General features: G+C 70.9%; 21 protein-coding genes. 17 read left to right on the top strand and 4 right to left on the bottom strand.

The genetic code is table 11. The features are described from left to right. Window positions 1-51 precede the first annotated feature (51 nt). From Cba03nite_RS27655 to Cba03nite_RS27615, 9 genes are all read left to right on the top strand, one after another. On the top strand, window positions 52-534 hold the full coding sequence (locus tag Cba03nite_RS27655) for a hypothetical protein (protein WP_203752157.1): 483 nt from the start codon (window positions 52-54) through the stop codon (window positions 532-534). Between the two features lie 890 nt (window positions 535-1424). Continuing rightward, window positions 1425-2012 carry a tetratricopeptide repeat protein gene (locus Cba03nite_RS27650; RefSeq protein WP_203752155.1) on the top strand — a complete coding sequence of 196 codons (588 nt, stop codon included), beginning with the start codon at window positions 1425-1427 and terminating at the stop codon, window positions 2010-2012. Window positions 2013-2179: 167 nt separating this feature from the next. Next, window positions 2180-3310, top strand: coding sequence for an NAD(P)/FAD-dependent oxidoreductase (locus Cba03nite_RS27645; RefSeq protein WP_203752153.1), 1131 nt, complete (start codon window positions 2180-2182; stop codon window positions 3308-3310). Between the two features lie 141 nt (window positions 3311-3451). Beyond that, window positions 3452-3871 carry a YciI family protein gene (locus tag Cba03nite_RS27640; protein WP_203752152.1) on the top strand — a complete coding sequence of 140 codons (420 nt, stop codon included), beginning with the start codon at window positions 3452-3454 and terminating at the stop codon, window positions 3869-3871. Next, window positions 3871-5172, top strand: coding sequence for an RNA polymerase sigma factor (locus Cba03nite_RS27635; RefSeq protein ID WP_203752298.1), 1302 nt, complete (start codon window positions 3871-3873; stop codon window positions 5170-5172). Before Cba03nite_RS27640 ends, Cba03nite_RS27635 begins: the two co-directional genes overlap by 1 nt. 275 nt (window positions 5173-5447) lie before the next feature. Further along, a complete protein-coding gene (locus Cba03nite_RS27630) occupies window positions 5448-5606 on the top strand; it encodes a hypothetical protein (protein WP_203752150.1) in 159 nt (52 codons plus the stop codon). 1 nt (window position 5607) lies between these two features. Next, complete coding sequence (locus Cba03nite_RS27625; protein WP_203752148.1) at window positions 5608-6036, top strand: type II CBASS E2 protein; 429 nt, start codon at window positions 5608-5610, stop codon at window positions 6034-6036. A gap of 6 nt (window positions 6037-6042) precedes the next feature. Beyond that, window positions 6043-6897 carry a HesA/MoeB/ThiF family protein gene (locus Cba03nite_RS27620; protein ID WP_203752146.1) on the top strand — a complete coding sequence of 285 codons (855 nt, stop codon included), beginning with the start codon at window positions 6043-6045 and terminating at the stop codon, window positions 6895-6897. Beyond that, entirely contained in the window at window positions 6894-7880 is a 987-nt protein-coding gene (locus Cba03nite_RS27615; RefSeq protein WP_203752144.1) for a hypothetical protein, read from the top strand. Before Cba03nite_RS27620 ends, Cba03nite_RS27615 begins: the two co-directional genes overlap by 4 nt. 149 nt (window positions 7881-8029) lie before the next feature. Here Cba03nite_RS27615 and Cba03nite_RS27610 read toward each other — a convergent pair whose 3' ends face one another. From Cba03nite_RS27610 to Cba03nite_RS27600, 3 genes are all read right to left on the bottom strand, one after another. Continuing rightward, window positions 8030-8479 (bottom strand): VOC family protein, encoded by a 450-nt coding sequence (locus Cba03nite_RS27610; RefSeq protein ID WP_203752141.1) that lies wholly within the window; start codon window positions 8477-8479, stop codon window positions 8030-8032. A 65-nt stretch (window positions 8480-8544) separates the two neighbouring features. Further along, window positions 8545-8772 (bottom strand): hypothetical protein, encoded by a 228-nt coding sequence (locus Cba03nite_RS27605; RefSeq protein WP_203752138.1) that lies wholly within the window; start codon window positions 8770-8772, stop codon window positions 8545-8547. A gap of 28 nt (window positions 8773-8800) precedes the next feature. Continuing rightward, window positions 8801-9724: an NAD-dependent epimerase/dehydratase family protein gene (locus tag Cba03nite_RS27600; protein ID WP_203752135.1), complete on the bottom strand. Its 924-nt coding sequence runs from the start codon at window positions 9722-9724 to the stop codon at window positions 8801-8803. A 113-nt stretch (window positions 9725-9837) separates the two neighbouring features. Between Cba03nite_RS27600 and Cba03nite_RS27595 the strand changes: the two genes are divergently transcribed. Then, window positions 9838-10938, top strand: coding sequence for a DUF8548 family protein (locus tag Cba03nite_RS27595; protein WP_203752132.1), 1101 nt, complete (start codon window positions 9838-9840; stop codon window positions 10936-10938). Between the two features lie 108 nt (window positions 10939-11046). Here the strand turns inward: Cba03nite_RS27595 and Cba03nite_RS27590 are convergent, their stop codons facing one another. Continuing rightward, window positions 11047-13740: a sugar-binding protein gene (locus Cba03nite_RS27590; protein WP_203752128.1), complete on the bottom strand. Its 2694-nt coding sequence runs from the start codon at window positions 13738-13740 to the stop codon at window positions 11047-11049. A gap of 419 nt (window positions 13741-14159) precedes the next feature. On the opposite strand from Cba03nite_RS27590, the gene Cba03nite_RS27585 reads away from it, so the two are divergent. The 7 genes from Cba03nite_RS27585 (at window position 14160) to Cba03nite_RS27555 (ending at window position 22472) form a co-directional block, all read left to right on the top strand. Further along, entirely contained in the window at window positions 14160-15314 is a 1155-nt protein-coding gene (locus Cba03nite_RS27585; protein ID WP_239126052.1) for an ROK family transcriptional regulator, read from the top strand. A 45-nt stretch (window positions 15315-15359) separates the two neighbouring features. Further along, window positions 15360-16409 carry an extracellular solute-binding protein gene (locus Cba03nite_RS27580; protein WP_203752126.1) on the top strand — a complete coding sequence of 350 codons (1050 nt, stop codon included), beginning with the start codon at window positions 15360-15362 and terminating at the stop codon, window positions 16407-16409. A 79-nt stretch (window positions 16410-16488) separates the two neighbouring features. After that, window positions 16489-17562 carry an ABC transporter ATP-binding protein gene (locus tag Cba03nite_RS27575; RefSeq protein ID WP_203752123.1) on the top strand — a complete coding sequence of 358 codons (1074 nt, stop codon included), beginning with the start codon at window positions 16489-16491 and terminating at the stop codon, window positions 17560-17562. Next, entirely contained in the window at window positions 17559-19277 is a 1719-nt protein-coding gene (locus tag Cba03nite_RS27570) for an ABC transporter permease (RefSeq protein ID WP_239126051.1), read from the top strand. Before Cba03nite_RS27575 ends, Cba03nite_RS27570 begins: the two co-directional genes overlap by 4 nt. Then, window positions 19265-20065, top strand: a complete 801-nt coding sequence (locus tag Cba03nite_RS27565) for a creatininase family protein (protein ID WP_203752118.1) — start codon at window positions 19265-19267, stop codon at window positions 20063-20065. Before Cba03nite_RS27570 ends, Cba03nite_RS27565 begins: the two co-directional genes overlap by 13 nt. 32 nt (window positions 20066-20097) lie before the next feature. After that, window positions 20098-21558 carry an argininosuccinate lyase gene (locus Cba03nite_RS27560; protein ID WP_203752116.1) on the top strand — a complete coding sequence of 487 codons (1461 nt, stop codon included), beginning with the start codon at window positions 20098-20100 and terminating at the stop codon, window positions 21556-21558. Window positions 21559-21560: 2 nt separating this feature from the next. Beyond that, the gene (locus Cba03nite_RS27555; RefSeq protein ID WP_203752294.1) at window positions 21561-22472 is read left to right on the top strand and encodes an ROK family protein; all 912 of its coding nucleotides are present in this window, start codon (window positions 21561-21563) and stop codon (window positions 22470-22472) included. Window positions 22473-22592: the final 120 nt, after the last annotated feature.

The following is a 22592-nucleotide window of genomic DNA, read 5'->3' as shown; positions in this document are numbered from 1 at the left end:
GCGCCAGTAGGAAACATGACGCAATCCGGGCGGCACAAATCTTGGAGCGCGATGTTGGAAGTCGTCTACGGAATCGTAATTCTGGGGATAATCCCTTGCATCCTCTTTGCGCTGTTTGTGATCGCTCTGCTGCTTCCAGGTGGTGCGAAGAACCACGAGTCGAAAGTGTCGGGATGGGCAGGATTCTGGGCAGGCTTGGTCGTATTTGCACTGTATGTCGTTACGGTGGCAGGACGCATACAGCTGCCACAATTTCAGGTTGGCGGCTTTCCGTCGTTCCATCTCGGCGGGTTCGCTCTCGGGCTAATTACCGGTTACGCGCTGCCTCACATTATGTGGATAGTGCGTCCTACAAGGCTCTTGGGAATCCTGACGCTGATAATATCTGCCACGACCCTTATAGCCTTATTCAACTACTTGTTCTACACGGGTGTGCGTGGATTCGTCATCTACTTCACATTGAGTGTTTTACTGGGAGGACTACTACACTTGGTTTTTCATCCCGGCGTTATTCGCGCCATCACGTCCTCCTAGCACGACAGTGCCGCTCCGTGTCCTGGGCTGCCCTCCCTAAGGCCGAAGCCCACCTCTGCACCGCGCTTGCCTCGGGTTGAAGCCAGCGATCAATTCCGCACGTTCACGGCACCGGCGAAGGCCGTCGATCACCATGGCGCCGCCGCAGCCTACCGTTCGCCCGACGGCGGCACCGGCGGGCCGTGCTGCGCTCGCTGCAATCTTGCCGTTATCCGGGCCAGGTGCTCGCCGTATGCCGGGTCTGCGGTCTGGTAGGTGGCCCGCCACGGAAGTCGACCCACCAGCGGTCGGTGGCGCGTGGATGCTCGATCTCCGCCACCCGGATTGCCCGCAGGACGGCGGGCCGGTAGACCAGCCGAGCCCGCCGAGATACCTGGTCTTGATGTGCGAACATACCGGGCTGTGCCGGTCGTGGGCGTACCCGACGACGATCATCGTCTCGCCCATGCCCGCGAACCCGATCACATAGAGCTTCGCCCCGGCGGGGAAGATCTTCTGGCTGCGCAGGTGTCCCTACGGGCCGTCCGGGCGGTACGGGTAGGGCGGCAGCGTCGCGGTCAGGCACCACTCCGGAGGCCACTGCTCGTTGGTCACCCGGATACCTCGCCATCAAGATCCCGATCAGGCAACCGCGTTCAGCGGGCCGAGGTGCGTCCGTGCTGGTCAGAACTGTTAGTGCATATCGTGGTCTGTTCGACACGGCGAACGCTGCTGCTCGGTCCTCATGGTGGCAGGGCCTGTGGCCACGGTTGGCTCGGCGGCATCACAGCCGAAAAGGACGATCACTTCGCTGGTTGCAAATTGATGACAAGCACTAATCTAGGGCCTGCCGCGATTCTCCACAGGCCGGTGTCGTCCGGTCTGAACAGGCATACGTCAAAGGGAGCCCCATGGACACCGTCATGCTGTTGACCCTGGTGATGATCCTCGGCGGGCCGGTGTTCTGGTGGGTGCTGCGCAGGACGGCGACCTTCAACTCGGCGCCCGGGGCCAATGCCAGCTCACTCGTGATGCTGGTGAGCCTGCTGCTGTTCATCGTGGCCGGACTGATCATGTTCTTCACCGGCGTCGACAGCACGGCCGGCACCGTCGGCCGGGCGCTGTGGCTGTTCGCGGGCCTGCTCGCGATCTGGGCCACCGGAAAGTGGAGCTTCGCCCTGCCCGCGATCGTCGACCGCTGGTCGGCCCGGCACGAGGCGATGCTGCGGGCACAGGCCGAGGCGGGCAACCCGCAGGCTGCGTACGCCCTCGGCCTGGGCTTCAAGATGCGGCGCGACCATGACGGGGCGCGGCGGTGGCTGCAGCAGGCGGCCGAGGCGGGGCTGACCAGCGCCCAGTGGGACCTGGGCCGCCTGGTCGAGGAGACCGATGGCCTGGCGGCCGCGAAGCCGTGGTTCATGGCCGCCGCCGCGAACGGCCACCCCGGCGCGCAGCGCCTGCTCGCGGCTGGCGGGCCGTACGACGTCGCGAACGGGTGACGGCCCGGCCGGGACGGCATCGCCGGTGACCTGGGAGCGCCCGCAGCGCATGCCTCCTGAGCTGGTGTGACATCCGTTTTTCGGGTTGTGGCGGAGCTGTGGAGATGTCGGGCCGTTAGCGTGCTGACCGCCGCTGACGGCCGTCGCCGCACCTACCGTCGCTGGGCATGCGGACAGTGGATGTGCTCGTGGTGGGTGCGGGTCTGGCCGGGCTGCACACGGCCCGGCTGCTCGCCGGACGCGAGCTGACGGTGATGGTGGTGGACCGGCGCAGGTCCCTGGCGGCGGGCATCCGTACGACGGGGATCTTCGTGCGGCGTACCCTCGACGACTTCGACCTGCCCGGCCACCTGCTCGGGCCCGGTGTCCGCGACGTGCTGCTCTACCCGCCGTCGCGGCGAGCGCCGGTGCATCTGGCCAGCGACCGCGACGAGTACCGGGTGGCCGACATGGCGGCCGTCTACGAGCACGCACACCGCGCGGCGGAGGCGGCCGGGGTGCAGGTGCTGCTGGGCGTGCGCTATGACGGGACGGCTGGGGGAGTAGTGCGGCTGGAGGGTGCGGAGCCGGTGGCGGCCCGGTTCGTCGTCGGCGCGGACGGGGCCCGCTCGCGGGTGGCCCGTGACCTGGGGCTGGACGTCAACCGGCGGTTTCTGGTGGGCGCCGAGCTGGTTCACCCCATCGCGTCCGGCACGACGTCGCCGGCGTTTCACTGCGTGCTGGACCCGAGGGTCGCGCCCGGCTACCTGGGTTGGGTCATCGACGACGGCGAGCACGCACACGTCGGGGTCGCGGGTCACCCGGAGGCAATGCGCAGCGGCGTACGCCACCTGCTGGAGCAGTTCGCCGAGACCGCACCCGGACGGGCCGCGCCGGTCGGCCCGGTCGAGCGCCGGGGTGGCCCGATCCCGGTGGGCGGGGTGCTGCGGCGGCTGGCCTGCCCGGGTGGGCTGCTGGTCGGCGACGCGGCCGGTGCGGTGTCGCCGCTGACGGCGGGTGGGCTCGACCCGTGCCTGCGGATGTCGGAGCTGGCCGCGGCGGTCACGGCCGACTACCTGCGCACCGGCGACGAGCAGGTGCTGCGCCGGTATGACGGCAACGCGCTGCGCGCCCGGTTCCGGGGGCGGCTGCTGCTGCGCCGCCTGTCCACGGGCATCCGTTCCGTGGCGGCGGCGGAGGCCGCGGTGGCGTTCCTGCGAACGGGCGCCGGGCGGGCCGCGGCGGCGCGGATCATGTTCGGTGACGGCTCGTTCCCGGACATGCACCCGCGGCTGGTCGGCGCGGCGGCCCCGAGCTGACTGCAGCGCCGCTACCAGCGGAAACGGCGGGGCGGAAAGTCTCCCGAAAATAATCCGGGCGACGTGTCGATCTGCGGGAGGCCTGTTCGACCTCGGGGTGAGAGGGTCGAAAGACGGCCCCGAACGGCAAGGAGAACCGAGATGGCGAAGTACATGCTGATCATGCGCGCGACGGACGAGTCGCTCGCGAAGATGATGGAGACCCCGTTCGAGGAGATGCTGGAGACGGTCGGCCGCTTCAACGAGGAGCTGATCCGGGCCGGTGTGCTGGTCGCCGCCGAGGGCCTGGACGACGCGGGCCAGGGTGTGGTGGTCGACTACAGCGGCGAGACGCCGGTGGTGACCGACGGCCCGTACGGCGAGACGAAGGAGCTGTTCGGCGGCTTCTACCTGATCGACGTGGCCACCAAGGAGGAGGCCGTGGAGTGGGCCAAGCGGATGCCCGCGACGGCCGGCTCGAAGTGCGAGATCCGCCGGGTGCCGACCATCGACGAGTTCCCGCAGGACAACGAGTGGATCATCCGGGAGCGGGCGTGGCGCGAGCGGACCGGTCAGCTCTGATGGACGCCGCCACCGACGGCCCGCTGATCGCCGAGTCGGCGCGGCGGGCCGTCGAGGCCGTCTGGCGCATCGAGTCCGCCCGGATCGTGGCGGCGCTGGCCCGCTACACCGGTGACTTCGCGCTGGCCGAGGACGTCGCGCAGGAGGCGGTGGCCGAGGCGCTGGTGTCCTGGTCGCGCGACGGTGCGCCCCGGGACGCGGTGGGCTGGCTGCTGGCCACCGCGCGGCGGCGGGCGATCGACGTGTTCCGGCGGCGGTCGGCCCGCGACGAGCGGTACGCGATGCTGGCCCGCGGGCTCGGCGAGGGTGAGCACAGCGCGGGCGTGACGGTGCCCGCCGACCGGTCGGGGGAGCTGTGGGACCCGGACCGGATCGACGACGACATCCTCTCGCTGATCTTCATCGCGTGCCATCCGGTGCTGGCGCCGGAGGCGCGGGTGGCGCTGACGCTGCGCGCGGTCGGCGGACTGTCCAGCGAGGAGATCGCGCGGGCGTTCCTGGTGCCGGTGCCCACCGTGCAGGCGCGGATCACCCGGGCCAAGAAGACGATCGCCGCGGCGCACGTGCCGTTCGAGCTGCCCGCCGCCGAGCAGCGGCGTGAGCGGCTCGGCAGTGTGCTGAGCGTGCTCTATGTGATCTTCACGGAGGGTTCGACGGCGACGGCCGGGGACAGCCTGCTGCGCCGGGATCTGGCGTATGAGGCGATCCGGCTGGCCCGGACCCTGGCCGCGCTGCTGCCGGCCGAGCCGGAGGTGTCGGGGCTGCTGGCGCTGTGCGAGCTGACGGCCGCCCGGTTCCCCGCCCGGACCGGGCCCGACGGGGAGCCGGTGCTGCTGGAGGACCAGGACCGGCGGCTGTGGGACCGGTCGGCGATCCGCCGTGGGCTGGCCGCGCTGGGCCGCGCCTCGGCGGCCGGGCGCGGGTTGGGGCCGTACGGGCTGCAGGCGGCGATCGCCGCGTGCCACGCGTCGGCGCCGTCGGTCGCCGACACCGACTGGGAGCGCATCGTGCTGCTGTACGAGGCGCTGGGCCGGGTGGCGCCGTCGCCGGTGGTCGAGCTGAACCGGGCCGTGGCCGTCGCGATGGCCGCGGGGCCCGGCCCGGCGCTGGAGATCGTCGACGAGCTGGTGGTGACCGGCCGGCTGCCGGGGTCTTACCTGGTGCCGAGCGTGCGCGGGGAGCTGCTGGCCAGGCTCGGGCGCACCGCCGAGGCGCGCGCCGAGCTGGAGCTGGCGGCACGCCTGTGCGGCAACCTGCGTGAACGCTCGGTGCTGCTGCGCAAGTCCGCCGCGCTGGGCTGACCGGCTCGGGCTGCTCTCCCCGATGACCGCGCCGCACATGGCGCTGGGCACGCTTCCCCGCATGGCGCCGGAGCAGTTCGGCGACGCCGATCCGGGTCCTGTCCGTCAGACGTGAGGTGCCGGGCCCACTGGACCGGCTGATTGCCAAGCTGCTCGCGAAGGATCCCGGCGCCCGGCCGAGCGGGGCCGCCGCCGTGGCCCGGGTGTGCGCAGTCATTCAGGCCGAACGCGTCTCCGGCAGCAGGGGAGGCCGGAGCTAGCCTCAGGAGGAATACATGAACGAGACGCAGCGTCTCGAGCGGCTCCTCGACGAGCAGCTGGACGATACGCCGATCATCATCAACGAGGACGGCACGATCCAGCCCGCTTCCGATCCGAACGCCCGCGGTCTCGCGATGGTAGACGTGCAGGGCGACTACCGAGCGGACATGTGAGATGTCCAATGTCGACTTCGTCATCCCGCGCAGGCTGCTGATCCTGGGCGAGGACCTGCGGGGCAGGAACCGGTGGGCGGTCGAGCAGGCCCGGCTCGCGAACGCGTTCCCGCAGTTCCGGTGGGCCGCGTCCGGCAACACCTATCAGGTGCACGGCAAGCTCACCACGAACCTGCGGCGGCAGTACGCGATCTACGTCGCGCTGCCGTCGGACTACCCCCACCGGCTGCCCAAGATCTTCCCGAACGGCTGGGCGATCGAGAGCTGCCCGCACGCCTACGTCGAGGGCAACATGTGCATCATGCGGCCCGACCAGTGGCGGCCCATCTACTCGGTGGCGGTGGCGGTGGCCAAGGCCGCGATCTGGCTGAACAAGTACGAGGTGTACCGGCACAACGGCTACTGGCCCGGAACCGAACAGGGGCACTGATCGACGATGGAGAAGCTCGACACGGCACGGATCGCGCACCTGCTCGAGGACTCGCCGGTCAACCAGCTGGCGGTCACCGTGGTCGGTCTCGGCAGCGGCGGGGCGACCCTGCTCCAGCCGCTGGCGATGGCCGGCATCGCCCGCTGGCACCTGTTCGACCCGGACGTCCTGGAGCCGGTCAACCTGGTGAAGCACCCCGGCCGCCGCGCCGACCTGGGCAGGCCCAAGGTCGACGTGCTGCACGACTGGATCATGGACCGCAACCCGGCGGCCGTGGTCGACGCGCACGCCGCCGACGTGCAGCAGTCGGACGCCTTCGAGGCGGCGGCCGCCGGGTCGCACCTGGTCATCTGCGCGGTGGACAACCCCGCCGTGCGCAGCTGGATCAACGCCGAGTGCGTACGGCTGCGGCGGCCCTGCCTGACCGGTTCGGTGATGCGCACGGGCGTGGGCGGCCAGATCTACCTGTACGCGCCGGGCGCCACCGGCTGCTTCGCGTGCATGCAGATGGTCGCCGACGCGAACCAGCTGAACCTGGAGAACGCGCTCGACCTCACCAGCGAGGAGCGGCGGGAGCGCTACGGCATCGGCAACGCCGACTTCGTGACCTCCGGCCTGCCCGTCGACATCGCGATCGTGGCGGGACTGCACGCGCACATGGCCTGGAGCGTGCTCATGGGCGGCAGGTCGTCGTACGTGCCGCGGCTGTCGTTCAACTGGCTGACCGTGGGGATCCGGCCGGAGAAGGACGTCTTCGCGCACCACTACGCGACGACCCGGGTCCTCGTGAAGCCCCAGCGCAGCTGCTACCTCGACTGCGGCGGCACGCCGGAGGACGCCACGCCGGAGGGCGCGGCATGAGCGAGCTGATCCTGGAGTTCTACGAGGACGTGCTGGAGCGTGTCCGCGACGAGATCGGGGCCAGCCCCGACTACGAGGTCGGCGGCAAGTTCGTCGGGTGGATCGAGGGCGACTTCGACGCCTCGTCGCGCAGTTGGCGGCGCGAGCTGGCGAAGCTGCGGATCGTCGTCGGCGGCTTCATCGACGACGGCCCGCTCGCGGACCGGTCGGCGGTGCACCACTACTCCGACAACGAGTACCAGTTCCGGGTGTACCAGCGGCTGATCCAGGAGCATCCGGACGTGGAGTTCCTGGGGCTCTGGCACAGCCACCACCCCAACGGGTACGCCGAGCTGAGCGGCGGCGACCACCACACCGGCCACGCGCTGGTCAACGACGGCCGATACGCCCACGACCTGGTGCTGTCGTCGCTGGCGCTGGACGAGCACGGTCTGACCCGGCAGGGTCACCACCTCTTCCTGCGCGGGCACCGGCAGATGCTGCGGATCTCCCCGCGGTCGGTGCAGCTGCGCAAGGGCACCAGCCCGATCAGCGCGGCGCTGGGCAGGGCCACCGAGGCGGTGCTCGCGGCGGGCCGGCCCGCCGCGCAGCCCACGGAGGGCGACCGGCAGGCGGCCATCGCGTTCGACAACAGGTGGCTGGCCGGCTTCCCGTGGCTCAAGCCGGTCCTGCGGCGGGAGATGGTGGTATGGGCCGGCGAGACCGTCGTGGCCGGTGAGCGGGTCAAAGCCGTCTACGCGTACGAGGACGGATACGGGGCGCCCCCGGCGGCGGTGCTGTCCGCCCAGCAGAGCGGACTCACCCTGAAGGCGGTGCTGGCCGAGCCGGGGGCCAGGGCGCGGCGCCTGCACGACGCGCTCGGCGCGCTGTCGGAAGCGCTGCGCCACTGGCAGGGGGACGAGGGCTCCTCGCGCATCGAGCAGGCGCCGTCCGCGGAAACCGGTGAGCGGCCCGGCACGGTGCTGGCGGGCGACGCGGTCTGACAGGGCGGACCTGCGTCACGTGCGTGGCCGGCCCCGGCGCCTGGGCCGGGGGCGGCCACGCACGCACCGCTCAGCTGCCGGGATCACCGCACCCTGCTCCAGCGCGAGCGCGTCGGCGGGCTTGAGCCCGTGCCCGGCGGGACGGGCGGTCACGCGGGCTGGGCAGGCTCCGGCAGTTCGGGCAGACCCTGGTCGTTGAGGGGCCAGAACGGGTTGTACGCGACCTCCCAGGCGTGCCCATCCGGGTCTGCGAAGTAGCCCGAGTAGCCGCCCCACTCGACCTTCTGCGCGGGCTTGAGCAGCTCCGCTCCGGCCGCCAGGGCGACGGCGAGCGCTTCGTCCACCTCGGATTCCGAGCCCACGTTGATGGCGCAGGTGCTGCCCCGGAAGCCGGTGACGTCCTGCGCCGGCAGGAGCGCGTCGGCGGCCAGCTCCGCGGTGGGATAGAGGGCCAGCAGCGCGCCGCCCGTCCGGAAGAAGCTGATCTCGCCGGACGAGCGGGCGGACAGCGGCCAGCCGAGCGCTTGGTAGAACGCGGTCGAGCGGCCGAGGTCGGTCACGCCGAGCGTCACGATGCTGAGGCGCGCGGGAACGGTCATCGGGGGAGTATCCCATCACCCGTGATCGAAGTACTGCCCCCGGCCGGGACGACCTCGGCCAGCGGTCACAGGAGCTTGTACGCCCACTTGACCGTGGACCACGTCGACCTGGGACGGGCCACCGTGCCGTCCCGGCGCTCGACGACCGGCTGAAGGTGGTCCAGCCACAGTGTCTCGCCCTTGCGCACGAACAACGCCTGCTCAAGCTCGATGAAGTAGCAGCTGTTGTTGACCATGATCTCGCTGATCATGAGGTCCCGCGGTGCCACGATTCGTTCGTCGAACAGCTGCATGGCGAAAATGGTCGCATGTCTTGCCTCGCTACGCGGGTGGTGTTTTCTCGGGGAACGTCTCGTGGATCGCGGTGTCCAGCGAGCGGCCCGTCACCGGTTCCACGAACAGCGGGCTGAGCAGCAGATCGCCGAAGTGGGCCGGGTTGATCCCGGACTCCTTACGGGCGAGCGCCTGCTGCACGGCCCCGAGCCGCATGGACACCCGGACCAGCCAGCCCGGCAGGCGGCGTACCGGCCGGGGACGCCCCGCGGCCGACGCGATCCGGCTGATCATGTCGTGCCAGGTGAGGTTCTCGTCGGCGATGGGGATGTCCTCGCCGCTGCCCCGTTCGAGCGCGTCCACAGCGACCTCGGCGACGTTCCGCGCCGAGGTCGCGGCGGTCCCGCCGGTCGGCGCGGCAAGCGGCGCTCGCGACCTGGCCCAGCCGTCCAGCGGACCGGCCCAGTTCGGCAGCCGGTCACCGGCCCGGCCGAACACGAACGGCAGCTCCAGGATCGCGACAGGCAGCCCGGGGCCGGCGGCCTCGCGTGCCTCGCGCGCCTGCTCCAGGCGGCAGCAGATGTAGACGTGGCGGTCGGCCAGGCGCCACTGCGGGTGCAGCCGGTCGAAGTACGTGTAGTACGAGCCCATGACGACGCCGCGAGTCAGCCCTTCCTCGCGCGCGGCACTGAACAGGCGTACCAGCGGATCGACCATGTCCCGCCGGAAGGCGGGGTGGATCGGCTTGCGCAGTGGCCGCTGCTCGTCAGTGCGGGCGGCGTAAACCACACCGTCCAGGCCCGCCAGCAGCGGACGGAGCTGCTCGACCGGCGCCGTCTCCACGTCGAGCACGTGGTCGACGCCCGGCCGGGCGGTGCGCGCCACGGTCGAGACGGTGTGCCCGCGCTCGCTGAGCACGTCCGCCACATGTGCGCCGATCAGGCCGCTGCCGCCGATCACAAGGATTCTCACGACGGCAATCGTCCACTGTGGAGGAGGATCATTGTCAAGTGCATCGGTGCGTCAGCAACCCGGGCCCTGGTGGCCGATGCCGCCGAGGTGGCCGTTCGGGCATCCTGCCTGACATGTCCTTTGACAAGGTCGTCACTGCGGTGGCCGCTCTTGATCCCGCTCCGCGACACCGGCGTTGGCGTAGCCTCTCGTACTGCGTGATCGACGCGGTCTGGTCGATCGCCAGCCGGTATGACGAGGTTGTGGAACCGCTTGTGCGCCGGGTGGCGAATGCCAACGGTGACGAGCGGCCAGTGGTCGGTGCTGCCGAGCCTCTGCCGCCCGATCCGCTGCCTCTGCCGGTTCTGCTGACCCGTTATTCCACCGCGGCGGCCTTGCGTCAGGTCACCAACGGGCAGCTCACCTCGGCCAGGGGAGGCATCCCGAAGGCGGACGCTGTCCTCAGGTATGCCCGGAAACTCGTGGACCACGACGTCTGCGATCTCGCCGCAGTAGCCGAGATGATGGCCGATCAGGCCCGCTGGGACAGCGTGGAGCGGGCGCTGGCCGATGTCCCAGGCGACGGTCAGCACGGCGTGCGGCGGGGTTACCTGTGGATGCTCTGCGGGCGCGACGACGTGATCAAGCCAGACCGGATGGTCCTTCGCTGGCTCGCGCGGCACGGCTGCCACGTCGATGCCAGGGAAGCTCGTCATCTGGTGACCCGGGTGGCGGATGAGCTCACGGTGCTGCTCCACCGGCCGGTGACCCCGTGGATGGTCGATCACGCCGTGTGGAACGCGGAGCGCACCGGCACGGACGGTGCCGGGGACCGTCCGGCCGTCATGTTCGCCGTCAGCGGCCTTCCGCCTTTGAAGAACGAGGCGAAGTCGCTGTTCGCTGCAGAACATCGGCAGCGTGATCGGGTGGTGCGCCTACTGGAAGCAGCCGCCGCAGCGGCGGAGCGGGCCGGCTGGACCTGCGTTCAGGACGAGGTCGAACTCGATGTGACGGTGCGCTCGCCGACACGGCCGCCCGGCGATGCGACCAACTTCCTGGGTGGCATCGCGGATGTTCTGCAGGGCAGGAAGCTCAGTCAAGGGGTCGATCTCACCCACCTTGGCGAGTTGGCGGGATTCTCCCTGTACCACGACGACAGCCAGATTCAGGAGATCACCTACCGCGTCGTGGTCGACAGCGCCTCGTCGTACGTGGTGCGAGTGACGACGCGCTGAACGTCGCGGCCAGGCGAACCTGCGCTGTCACGGCCGAAGCGCCCGTCATGCTGTTCTGCCAGCATGACGGGCGCTTCGTTCATCGGTGGTGTGGCTGGTCAGGCGCCGTCAGAGCTTGGCGGCGGCGCCGAGGGTGCCGGTGCCGGACTCGTAGGACACCAGCAGGGTCGCCCCGGCAGGCAGGGCCGCGCCGAGCGTCAGCCGCACGGTGGCCTTGGCGTTGCGGCCGAGCGTGACCACGTCGGAGGCCAGGACCTGCGAGCCGTCCCAGATGAAGATCCGGGCGGTGCCGGCGGCCTTCGACTTGAGCTCGACGTCGACCGAGCCGGTGCGCTTGGTCACCTTCTCGATCCGCAGGGTCTTGGCGTCCAGCTCGGTCCAGCCACCGGGCGCGACCCCGTCGGCGGCCGACTGCAGGATCGTCTGCGGCGAGTTCACACTGCGCGCGGCCGTGTCCGGCATGATCGGCGCCTGCGGCGCGGAGGCCAGGCCGGGCAGGCCGGGCAGCGTCGCCACGCCCCAGCGGTACGGGTCGGCCCGTACGCCGCTGAAGGTGGACCAGCCGATCCGGGACTGGGTCGACAGGTCCTGCGTGTCCGAGTCGTTGACCAGGATGTTCAGGCCCATCTTGGCGGGGTCCACGTTGTCCGGCAGGACGCTGAACGGGACCTTCACCTCGACCCGGTAACCGGTGTACGGGCTGCTGACGTGCGAGGCGACCTGCAGGCCGGGTGCGGTCGCGGGACCGCCCTGGCGGTTGTCGCGCTCGCGGGCGAAGCACGGCGGGTTGCCGTTGGCCGGGTCGTCGGTGATCGGGAAGACCGCCACGTTGAACACCGTGGAGGTGTTCGCCGAGCCGTTGCGGGGGTCGATGCCGATCTCGACGCTGTCGGCGCGGCGCGGACGCTTGCAGTCGATGCCCAGCAGCGGCTTGCCCATCACGTCGTCGGTGATGTCCACCAGGAAGTAGAGGGCGTCGTCGGTGTAGGTCACCCGGGCGGTGCCGGACAGGTCGGCGGCGGTGACCGCGGAGCCCTCCCAGCGGGTGGAGATGTCGATGACCTCACCTGTGTACTCGCCGGCGCCAGCCGTGCCGTCCACCGCCGGAGCGGTCGCGGCCTTGGGCACGGTGGTGACGGGCACCAGGTTGAACACGCCGTTCTCGGTGGCGCTGCCGCCGTTGAACCCGGTGGCGATGCGCACCTGGTACGCGCCGTCGTTGGGGGCCCGGTTGGCGGTCGGCAGGGACGCGTCGGAGTTGGTGACGGTGAACGACACCGACGTCGTGGCGCCCGCCGCCAGGTCGCTGTAGGAGCGCGACGGCTCCGCGACGGTGAACCCTGCGGGCAGCTGCAGCGCGACCGTGCCCGACTGGGCGGCGTTGCTGTAGTTCTTCAGGTCGACCCGCACGGTGCGGGTGCCGCCACTGGGGATGGGCAGGATCGAGGGGATCAGGGCGTCCAGGGACTGGACGTTGTTCTCCACGGTCCACTCGCGGAAGTTGCCGACCTCCGGCAGGGGCTCCAGCGTGCCGCGCACCGGCGCGGTGGCCTGCACCAGGCCGGTGTTGCTGCCGGAACCGGCGTTGTCGGTGGTCATGGTGGCCTTGACCCGGAAGCGCCGGCCGACGGTGAGGTCGGCGGCCGGGGTCACGGTGAAGGTGGCGACCTTCTCCTGGCCGGCCTTCAGCTTGGCGTACGTGTGGCCGCCGGTGACGGACCAGCCGGCCGGGACCTCCAGGTCCACCTTCGCGCCGGTGAGCGTGTCACCGGCCCGGACGTTCACGTCGACCTGGAACGGGACGCCCGACAGGACCTCCCAACCCGGCCGTACGTGCAGCTCGGTGCCGAGCGGCAGGCCGCCCTGCGCGCGGATGCTCGTGCCCTGCAGCGCCGCGGTGCCGCCGGCGGTCGGGTCCGGGTACGGCGTCCGGCTGTCGATCATGGTGATGCGGTTGCAGCCGATGCTCGCCGGGTTGGTGGTGGCGTCGGCGCTGTTGCCCCAGCCCTGCGAGACGTACTCGCGGCGGGCCCAGACGTTGACCTGGTTCCACCGGGTGCCCTCGTGGCGGGCCGACTCGTAGCCGGTCCAGGTGCCGAAGACGACGTTGGTGGGCTCGGCCGGGGTGAACGGCGAGGTCTCGCAGGCCTGGCCGCTCGCGCCGGTGCCGCTGCCACCGGCCTGGAACAGGCGGGCGACGCGGTGCGGCCGCAGGCCCTCCTGCGTGATCTGCTCCGGGAACGCGGTCGGGTCGGCCGCGGCGTAGAACGCCTCGACCGCCAGCATCGCGGCCTCCTGGTGGTTGCCGTGGTTGCCCTGGGTCGCCGACGGGTTCATCGTGATGATGACCTCGGGCTTGGTGGTGCGCAGCACGCGCACGATGCGCGACAGCGACTCGTGGTAGCCCCAGATCTGCTCCGACAGCGGCGCGCTGGCGGTGTAGTAGAAGTCGAGGGCGTCGAGGTTGTAGATGTTCTCGACCCCGGCCCAGCCGACGGCCTTGCGCTCTTCCGCTTCGCGCAGGATGCCGAGGTCGGGGCCTTCCTCGAGGCCGACGGCGTTGCCGCCGCCCTCGCCGCGGGTCATCGTGATGACCCCGGCCTTGATGTCGTGCGTCTCGTTCCAGTACCCGAACATGCCGAGCTGGCCGGCTTCGTCATCGGGGTGCGCCCCGATGAACATCACGTCGAGGTCGATGGGGGAGGGGTTGTGCGGTGCTCTCTGGCCGGCGTAGACCGGGCCGGCCAGGCCTAGGGCGAGCAGGCCGCTGACGGCGAACATGGCTTTGGTGCGCCATTGCATGGGCGGTTACCTCTTCGGTACGGAGCCAACAGTTAATTCTCATAAGAAATTTACGAGAATCAGTGACTGCCACGCAGGGGTGGCCCGTCCGTCCAGATGGGACAGACGCGAGTGGTACCTGTGCCTAGAAGTGCGGAGACTGGGGGCGTCTCTGCGGCGATACGCTAGAGATCCGTTCGAATCGGAGTCAAGACTTCGCGTCGTACTTTTTTCGCGATGATAAAAATCGGGCGACGGTGCGTCGGCTGATGTGCACTGTTTGTGAGCCTTTGCGCGCCGCAGACCCCTGCCACTACGCTCCTTTCGCGACAGTGGCCGGTCCCTGAAGCTCCTGCACTGGCAGGGCGCGTGCGGGTGGCGCCGCGGTCGTGATCTTTTCGTTACTTGACGCAGGACTTTCTTATCTCTAGAAAGAAACGGTGATCGCCGTGGAGAAGGTGCCGACGAGCCCGGTCAGCCGGGAACGTTCGCGTGAAATCAAGCGGCAGTCGGTTATATCGGCTGCTCGGGAGGCTCGGGTGCTGTCCCGGGTCGACCTGGCCGAGCGCACCGGGCTGCCGCCGGCGACTCTCACCGCCCTCGTGAGGAACCTCATCGCAGAGGGCTACCTGATCGAGCGCGGCCCGGGCGCCAGCACCAACGGCCGGCCGCGCACGATGCTGGAGTTCAACCCGCGGGCCGAGCTCGTGGCCGCGGTGTCCCTGGAGGCACCGCGCATCAGCTGCGAGATCGCCGACAGCAACGGCGTGGTCATCGCCCACCGCACGGCGCGGATGGGCGGCGACGTGGTGGAGACGGTCTGCCAGTTCGTTCTCGAACTGGTCGCCGGCAGCAGGCCCTCCCTGTGCGGGGTGGCCATCGCGGTGCCGGGCGTCTCCGCCGACGGAGCCGTCCGGCTCGCGCCCTCGGTGGGCCTGGTCGAGGCCCTGCCGATCGGGCAGTCCGTGCAGCGCAACCTCGGGGTTCCCGTCGTCGTGGACAACGACGTCAACCTCATGGCCGCGGGCGAGCAGGTGGCCGGCGCCGGCAAGGACGTCGACGACCTGCTGCTCCTGCATGTCGCCGACGGCATCGGCGCCGGGCTGATCCTCGACGGGAAGGTGCGCCGCGGCAAGAGCGGCGCGGCCGGCGAAGTCGGGTTCATGCCCCTGTTCGCCGCGGCCGATCGATCCTACGGGGGGGTCGGCCCGTTCGAGGCGCTCTGGTCGGCGAACGCCATCGCCGAGCGGCTCGTCTCGCTCAACCCGGGCCGGCGGCCGGAGTCGCCCGTACGCGAGCTGGTAGAGCTCGCGGCACGGTCGGCGGCGGCCAGGTCATATCTGGACGAGGTGCTCGACGCCTGGGCCAGGCTGATCATCTCCTGCGCGTGTGTCGTCGATCCGGGCCGGGTGCTGCTCAGCGGCGCCGCGGCCGAGCTCGACGACGCGGCCCTGGCTCAGCTGCAGGGTCTGGTCACCGCGAAGGTCCCCGCACCCACCGAGGTGCGCCGGGCCGTGCTCGGCGGCCAGGCGGTGCTGCACGGCGCGATCAGCTACGCCCTTTCCGCGGCGGTGCGCCAGTCCGCAACCAACTGAATCCCATCCACTGCTGCCTCGGCAGCTCCCCTCGTGGAGGTTTACATGAAGCGTCGTACGGCACTCGCCGTCGCGTTCACCGTGGTCGCCGTCGGCCTGGCCGGCTGCGGAGGCGGCGAGCCGGAGGCGTCGCCCTCCGGTGCCGCGGCGGAGAAGTTCACCGTCTACAGCGCCCGGGACAAGAAGGTCACCGACTTCGTGGTCGAGAAGTTCACGGCCAAGTACCCGGAGTACAAGAACAAGGTCGAGGTCCTGAACATGGGCGCCCAGGAGGTGCTCGAGCGGGTCCGCGCCGAGAAGAGCAACCCGCAGGGTTCGGTGTGGTGGGGCGGCACCCAGCAGGGTCTGTCCGCCGGTGCCGGCGAGGACCTGCTGGAGGCGTGGCAGCCAGCCTTCGCCGGGCAGATGGACGCCCGGTACAAGGACGCGCAGGGCCGCTGGTTCGGGGAGATCCTGCTGCCCGAGGTCATCATGTACAACAACAAGGCGCTCACCCCCGACCAGGCGCCGAAGGACTGGGACGACCTGATCCAGCCGCAGTGGAAAGACAAGATCATCATCCGTGACGTGGCCGCCTCGGGCACCATGCGATCGATCTACTCCTCCATGATCCAGCGGCTGTCGAAGGACGGCTCCAACCCGCAGCCCGGCTACGACTGGCTGAAGAAGCTCGACGCCAACACCGTCGAGTACGCGGCCAACCCGACCGACCTGTACCTGAAGATGTCCCGCGAGCAGGGTGTCGTCAGCGCCTGGAACCTGCAGGACATCCTGCTGCAGTCGGAGCAGTCGAAGATGCCGTTCGGCTACGTGATGCCGGCCTCCGGCGCCCCCGTGCTGGTCGACGGCGTCGCGCTGGTCAAGGGCGGCAACAGTACCGGCGGCAAGCTGTTCCTGGAGTTCCTGTACGACAACGCGCTGCGCGCGGAGCTGGCCAAGGACTTCTTCCAGATCCCGGCCGTGGCGATCTCCGGCGAGCCGGAGTGGCTGACCAAGCTCGGCCTCAAGCCGATGGACGTCGACTGGGCCGTCATCGGCACCAACGAGACCGCCTGGATCAACCACTGGAACGCCGAGATCAAGAACAAGGGCTGACCGGTTCAACACCCCCCGCTGGACCGCTGCCGTCCCCCCACGGCGGCGGTCCAGCCCCGCTCGGCAGGAGACCACCCCCATGATCGACGTCAAGCTGAGATCGGTGAGCAAGCGCTTCTCCCGTGGCGGCGACGCCGCCGCGGTCGACGACGTCAGCCTCACCATCGCCGCCGGCGAGTTCTTCACCCTGCTCGGGCCGAGCGGGTGCGGCAAGACCACCACCCTGCGCATGGTCGCCGGTTTCGCGTTCCCCACCGCGGGCCAGATCCACTTCGGTGACCAGGATGTGACCAGGCTGGCGCCCAACAAGCGCGACGCCGGCATGGTGTTCCAGAACTACGCCCTGTTCCCGCACATGACCGTGGCGCAGAACGTCGCCTACGGCCTCAAGGTGCGCAAGATCGGCCGGGCCGCGTCCGCCGAGCGGATCGAGCAGGCCCTGGCCCAGGTGCACCTGGCCGGCTACGGCACGCGGCGCATCGACCAGCTGTCCGGCGGCCAGCAGCAGCGCGTCGCGCTGGCCCGCGCGCTGGTCATCCGCCCCCGCATCCTACTGCTCGACGAGCCGCTGTCCAACCTCGACGCCAAGCTGCGCGAGGAGACCCGCTCCGAGATCCGCCGCATCCAGCGCGAGGCCGGCACCACCGCGCTGTACGTCACGCACGACCAGGCCGAGGCGATGGCCATGTCGGACCGGATCGCGGTCATGTACGGCGGCAAGGTGCAGCAGGTCGGCACCCCGCACGAGGTGTACCACCGCCCCGCCAACGCGTTCGTGGCCCGCTTCATCGGGCGCAGCAACGTGCTGGAGCTGCCGGTGGCCGAGGCCTCCGCCGACGGGCTGGAGCTGCGGCTGCCCAGCGGCGCCCGGATCGGCATCGGCGCGCCCGAGGGCCACGGCCTCAAGTCTGGCGACACCGCGCTGGTGTCGGCCCGGCCCGAGCAGGTCCGGCTGGCCGGCCCGACGGCCGACGGCGCGCTGCCCGGCAAGGTGACCGGCATCGAGTTCACCGGCATGGCGACCAACCTGACCGTCGACGTCGCGGGCGACGAGCTGATGGTGTCGGTGGTCGACGCCCCCGACGGCATCAAGATCGACGACCAGGTCGGCCTGCTGCTCGCGCCGCACCGGCTGTGGGTGGTCAAGCCGTGAGCGCGCTCGCCGTGAACCTGAACCGCAGGCTCAGGGAGGGCGCGGGCTCGGCGTGGTTCCCGTACCTGCTCGTGGCGCCCCTGGCGCTGGTGCTGTGGGGATACGTCGTGCAGCCGATGCTGGCGACGTTCGTGGAGAGCGTCAGCGAGGACGGCACCGCCAACTACGCCGTGTTCTTCTCCTCGTCCGGGGTGGCCCGCGCGTCGCTGTTCACCTCCCTGTTCATCTCGCTGGCCAGCGTGCTGCTGTGCGGGGTGGTCGGGGTCGGCATGGCGTTCCTGCTCAAGCGGTTCGCCTTCCCCGGGCGGCGCCTGATCGAGGCGTTCATCCTGGTCCCGGCCGCGCTGCCGCCGCTGATCGGCGCGATCGCGTTCCAGCTGCTGTACAGCGACATCGGCATCCTGCCGCGGGCGCTGCAGCAGTTGTTCGGCGCCGAGCGGCCGGTGCTCGCTTTCGACGACATCGCGGGCGTGCTGGTGGTGCACACGTTCACCATGTACCCGTTCTTCTACCTGGCGGCGTCGGCGGCCCTGGCCGGCATGGACCCGTCGGTCGAGGAGGCCGCCTACAACCTGGGCGCCGGACGGCTGCGGGTATGGCGCACCGTGCTGCTGCCCATGCTCACCCCGGCCATGGTGTCGGCGTCGCTGCTGGTGTTCATGACGTCGCTGGCCTCGTACACCGCGCCGCTGCTGTTCGGGGTCAGCCAGACCATGACCATGCAGATCTACATCAACCGCACCAACGGCGACCTGCCGATGGCCTCGACCTATGCGTCCGTGCTGGGCATCGTGTCGATCCTGTTCCTGCTGCTGATGCGGTGGTACGAGGGGCGGCGCAGCTACCGGTCGCAGTCCAAGGGCGTGGCCCACCAGCGGCGCGAGATCCTCAACCCGTTCGGGCGCTGGCTGGCGCTGGCCGCCTCGATCCTGGCCACGCTGGTCCTGCTCGCCCCGGTCGCGACGATCGCGCTGGTGGCGTTCTCCGAGGACGGGTCGTGGACCAGCGAGGTGATCCCCAGCGCGTACACGGTGGAGAACTTCATCACGATCTTCACCGACCCGAAGTCGCTGCAGCCGATCCTCAACTCGGTGCAGATGAGCCTCATCGCCACCGTCGGCTGCGTGGTCATCGGCGTGCTCATCGCCTACGCCGTGCGGCGGCTGAACTTCCGCGGCCGGGCCCTGCTGGACATGGCCGTGATGATCTCGTGGGCGCTGCCCGGCACCGTGGTCGCGATCAACCTGATCTCGGCGTTCAGCACCGGCAGCACGTTCAGCCTCGGCCAGGCCCTGATCGGCACCTTCTGGATCATCCCGCTGGCGTACTTCGTGCGCTTCCTGCCGATGGTGTTCCGGTCCAGCTCGGCGGCGCTGGCGGTGGTCGACCCCACGCTGGAGGAGGCGGCCCGCAACCTGGGCGCGAGCTGGTGGCGCGCCTTCCGCACGATCACGCTGCGGCTGATGCTGCCCGGCGTCATCGTCGGCGCGCTGCTGGCGTTCGTGCACGGCGTCGGCGAGTTCGTGGCCTCGGTGCTCATCTACACCTCGTCCACGGTCCCCATCTCGGTGGCGATCAACAACCGGATGTACTCCTTCGAGCTGGGCACCGCCGCCGCGTACGGCATGCTCCAGATCGTCCTGATCTTCGTGGTGATGTGGTTCTCCAGCAGGCTGGAGAACGGCGGACGGCAGGCGGAGCAATGGACGAACTGATCACGGCCTGGGAGCGCGGGGGCGGGCTGCTGCCCGTCACCCGCCTGCCCGGCCACGAGCTGGCCCGCGTCGCGGCCGCCGCCGACTTCGCCGTGCTGCCGGTCGGCGCGGTCGAGTGGCACGGCCCGCACCTGCCGCTGGGCACGGACCTCATCCTCGCCGACGGGTTCGCCGCCGAGCTGGCCGGTTCGCCGCTGAAAGCCGTCACGTTCCCGGCCGTGCCGTACGCCGCGTGCCCCGGACAGACCCGGCCGTGGCCGGGCACCATCGCGATCCGGCCCGAGGTCGCCCTCGGCTACCTGTGCGACGTCATCGAAGGCGTCGTGGCCGCCGGGTTCCCGCGTGTGCTGGTGGTCAACGGCCACGACGCCAACATGTCCACCGTGCGCGCCGCGATGGAGTGGGTCTCCGGCCGCCGCCTGGCCAGCCTGCTGCTGGCCAACTGGTTCCAGCTGGTGACCCCGGCCGAGACCGCCGAGCTGTTCGGCGAGCAGATCTCCCGCGGGCACGGCGGCGCGTACGAGACCTCCGCCGTGCTCGGCTTCGACCCGCAGGCGGTGCACCTGGACGCGGCCGCCGACCTGCCGCCGCGCCCCCGGCTGGACACCCCGCACCCCTACGTCCTGATCGAATCCCGGCCCGAGCCCTGGCAGGGCTGGTCCGGGCACGTCTCACTGGCGGGCGCCGAGGCCGGGACGCGGGTGCGGCAGCTCGCCGCCGCGCGCCTGGCCGAACTGCTCACCGCGTGGGTCGCGGCGCCGCTGCCCACGGCACCCGGCGCCGACTGACCACTCGCCGCAACCTCAACGGAAGGCCACCGATGGAACCGAACCTGACCGTCTACCAGCGGCATCACCTCCGCGTCGCCTTCGAGCACCACGCCGCGCACCTGTACGGACCGATGGTGCACGCCAGCAAGGCGCACGTGGTGATGCTCGCCGAGCAGGGCCTCATCCCCGCCGCCTCGGCCACCCAGCTGCTGCGGGGGCTGCTGGTGCTCGACGGCGACCGGCCCGCGGAGTTCGGGTACGACGGCAGCGTCGAGGACGTGTACTACACCCTGGAGCGGCGCCTGGCCGAGGCCTGCGGCATCAGCACCGGCGAGCTGAACGTGCAGCTCGCCCGCAGCCGCAACGACCTGGACGCGGGCGTGTTCCGGATGATCCTGCGCGAGCAGGTGCTCGCCGTGCTCGACGCGCTGACCAGCGCCGGGGCCGTCCTGCTGGACCGGGCCGACGCGTACGCCGACACCGTGATCATCGGGTACACCCACCGCCGCCCCGCGCAGCCCACCAGCATCGGGCACGCCCTGGCCGGCTACGCCGAGGCGCTGGCCGGGCAGGCACAGGCCTACCTGGACCTGCTGCACGAGCTGAACCGCTCGCCGCTGGGGTCCTGCGCCTTCGCGGGCACCGACCTGGACATCGACTCGGGCCGGTTGGCCGAGCTGCTCGGCTTCGACGAGGTCATCGTCAACTCGTACGAGGCCGTCGCCGGAGCCGACCACCTGATGCGCAACGGCACCCTCAACGCCCAGGCGCTGGCCACCGGCGCGCGGCTGGCCCGCACCCTGATGGACTGGCTGAGCTGGGAGTGGGTGGTCACCCCGCCGGACTTCACCCAGGGCAGCAGCATCATGCCGCAGAAGCGCAACCCGGTGGTGCTGGAGCACCTGGTCTCCATGGCCGGGGCGACGGCCGCCGACGCGGCGTCGGTGCTGAACAACGTCGGCGCGGCGTGGTGGGAGGACTCCAACAACGCCACCACCGACGTGCAGGTGCGGCTGTGGGACAGCAACGACCGCGCGCAGCGCTTCTTCAGCCTGCTCGACGGGCTTTTCCAGCAGCTGGAGCCGCTGCGTACGCCGACCGCGGAGCAGATCGTGCGCAGCGGCGCGACGACGACCGCCGCCGCCGACGCGCTCGCCCGGCACGGGGTGCCGTTCCGGGGTGGCCACTCGATCGTCGGGCGGCTGGTGCGCGAGGGCGAGCCCGGCACCTGGACCCCGGAGAAGGTGCGGGCGGCGGCCGACGCGGTCGGCGTGCAGGAGGGCGTGACCGAGGCGGCGATCGCCGACCTCATCGACGCCGCGAACCGCCCCGAGCTGGTGCTGCGCCGGGCCCAGCCCGACGGCCCCGGCCAGGACGCGGTGCGGGCGCAGGTGCGGCTGCTGCGCGGCTCGTTCGAGCGGGTGGAGGCGCGGACGCGGGAGCTGCGGCAGCGGATCCGCGCGGCCGAGGCGACGCTGGCCGCCGTGGTGACGGAGACGGCCGGGCGGTGACGATGACGATCAGCACCGGGCCCGGCGAGCACGAACGCCTGCTCGGCATCGACTTCGGCGGCACCAAGATGGCCGTGGGGGTCAGCACCGGCGACGGCAGGCTGCTGCTGACCGACCGGCTGCCCACCCTGGCCTCGCGCGGCGCCGCGCAGGCCCTGGACCGGGCGCTGGACCAGGCCGAGCGGATGGTGCTGGAGACCGGCGGCACCCTGGTGGCGGCCGGGATCGCCACCCCCGGCATCGTCCGCGAGCACGGCATCGACTTCGCGCCCAACGTGCCGGGCTGGGAGGACCTGCGGCTGGCCGAGGCCGTACGCGCGCGGCTGGGCATCAGCCGGGTCCGCGTCGCCAACGACCTCAACGCCGCCGCCGCCGCCGAGCTGGAGCGCGGCGCGCTCGTCGACGCCGACCCGGGCCTGGTGATCGGCCTGGGCACCGGCGTGGCCGCGGCGGTGACCGTCAACGGCCGGGTCGTGCCCGGTTTCCAGGGCGCGGCCGGGGAGATCGCGTACGCGCCGACCGGCGGCGACTGGCCGGGCTCACCGCAGCCGTCGCTGGAGCGGCGCTTCTCCGGCCACGCGCTCGACGAGCTGGCGGCGTCGCTGGGCATCCCCGGCGGCGCGGCCGGGCTGTGCGAGGCGGCCGAGCGGCCCGGCGTGGCGCGCGACGCGCTGCTCGACCGGGTCGCGGCGCTGGCCGGGCACGTGGTCACCTGCTGCCTGCTGCTCGACCCGCAGCGCATCGTGCTGGTGGGCGGCGTGGCCCGCAGCGACCTGGTGCGCCGGCTGCTGGTGGAGCGGATCACGCCCGTGCTGCCGTACGTGCCGGAGGTCTCGGTGTCGCCCTTCGCCCAGGACGCCGCCCTGATCGGCTCCGTCCTGCTGGCCCGCTCCACCACGACCAGCCCTGTCTGACACCCGCCCTTACCTGATCGAGGCTCCCGCCATGCTGTTCTGACAGCATGGCGGGAACTTCGATCATGGAGCGTCCGCCACATGGGCGCCGATCAGGCCACACGGCATCGTCCACTCCGG

Origin of the sequence: Catellatospora bangladeshensis (assembly GCF_016862575.1) — a bacterium.
GTDB classification, from domain to species: domain Bacteria; phylum Actinomycetota; class Actinomycetes; order Mycobacteriales; family Micromonosporaceae; genus Catellatospora; species Catellatospora bangladeshensis.
This window is presented reverse-complemented; position numbering and strand designations above follow the sequence as displayed.

Coding starts and splice junctions, on each gene's coding strand:
- Cba03nite_RS27655 (WP_203752157.1), top strand. CDS start 52: ATGTTGGAAGTCGTCTACGGAATCGTAATTCTGGGGATAATCCCTTGC.
- Cba03nite_RS27650 (WP_203752155.1), top strand. CDS start 1,425: ATGGACACCGTCATGCTGTTGACCCTGGTGATGATCCTCGGCGGGCCG.
- Cba03nite_RS27645 (WP_203752153.1), top strand. CDS start 2,180: ATGCGGACAGTGGATGTGCTCGTGGTGGGTGCGGGTCTGGCCGGGCTG.
- Cba03nite_RS27640 (WP_203752152.1), top strand. CDS start 3,452: ATGGCGAAGTACATGCTGATCATGCGCGCGACGGACGAGTCGCTCGCG.
- Cba03nite_RS27635 (WP_203752298.1), top strand. CDS start 3,871: ATGGACGCCGCCACCGACGGCCCGCTGATCGCCGAGTCGGCGCGGCGG.
- Cba03nite_RS27630 (WP_203752150.1), top strand. CDS start 5,448: ATGAACGAGACGCAGCGTCTCGAGCGGCTCCTCGACGAGCAGCTGGAC.
- Cba03nite_RS27625 (WP_203752148.1), top strand. CDS start 5,608: ATGTCCAATGTCGACTTCGTCATCCCGCGCAGGCTGCTGATCCTGGGC.
- Cba03nite_RS27620 (WP_203752146.1), top strand. CDS start 6,043: ATGGAGAAGCTCGACACGGCACGGATCGCGCACCTGCTCGAGGACTCG.
- Cba03nite_RS27615 (WP_203752144.1), top strand. CDS start 6,894: ATGAGCGAGCTGATCCTGGAGTTCTACGAGGACGTGCTGGAGCGTGTC.
- Cba03nite_RS27610 (WP_203752141.1), bottom strand. CDS start 8,479: ATGACCGTTCCCGCGCGCCTCAGCATCGTGACGCTCGGCGTGACCGAC.
- Cba03nite_RS27605 (WP_203752138.1), bottom strand. CDS start 8,772: ATGCAGCTGTTCGACGAACGAATCGTGGCACCGCGGGACCTCATGATC.
- Cba03nite_RS27595 (WP_203752132.1), top strand. CDS start 9,838: ATGTCCTTTGACAAGGTCGTCACTGCGGTGGCCGCTCTTGATCCCGCT.
- Cba03nite_RS27590 (WP_203752128.1), bottom strand. CDS start 13,740: ATGCAATGGCGCACCAAAGCCATGTTCGCCGTCAGCGGCCTGCTCGCC.
- Cba03nite_RS27580 (WP_203752126.1), top strand. CDS start 15,360: ATGAAGCGTCGTACGGCACTCGCCGTCGCGTTCACCGTGGTCGCCGTC.
- Cba03nite_RS27575 (WP_203752123.1), top strand. CDS start 16,489: ATGATCGACGTCAAGCTGAGATCGGTGAGCAAGCGCTTCTCCCGTGGC.
- Cba03nite_RS27565 (WP_203752118.1), top strand. CDS start 19,265: ATGGACGAACTGATCACGGCCTGGGAGCGCGGGGGCGGGCTGCTGCCC.
- Cba03nite_RS27560 (WP_203752116.1), top strand. CDS start 20,098: ATGGAACCGAACCTGACCGTCTACCAGCGGCATCACCTCCGCGTCGCC.
- Cba03nite_RS27555 (WP_203752294.1), top strand. CDS start 21,561: ATGACGATCAGCACCGGGCCCGGCGAGCACGAACGCCTGCTCGGCATC.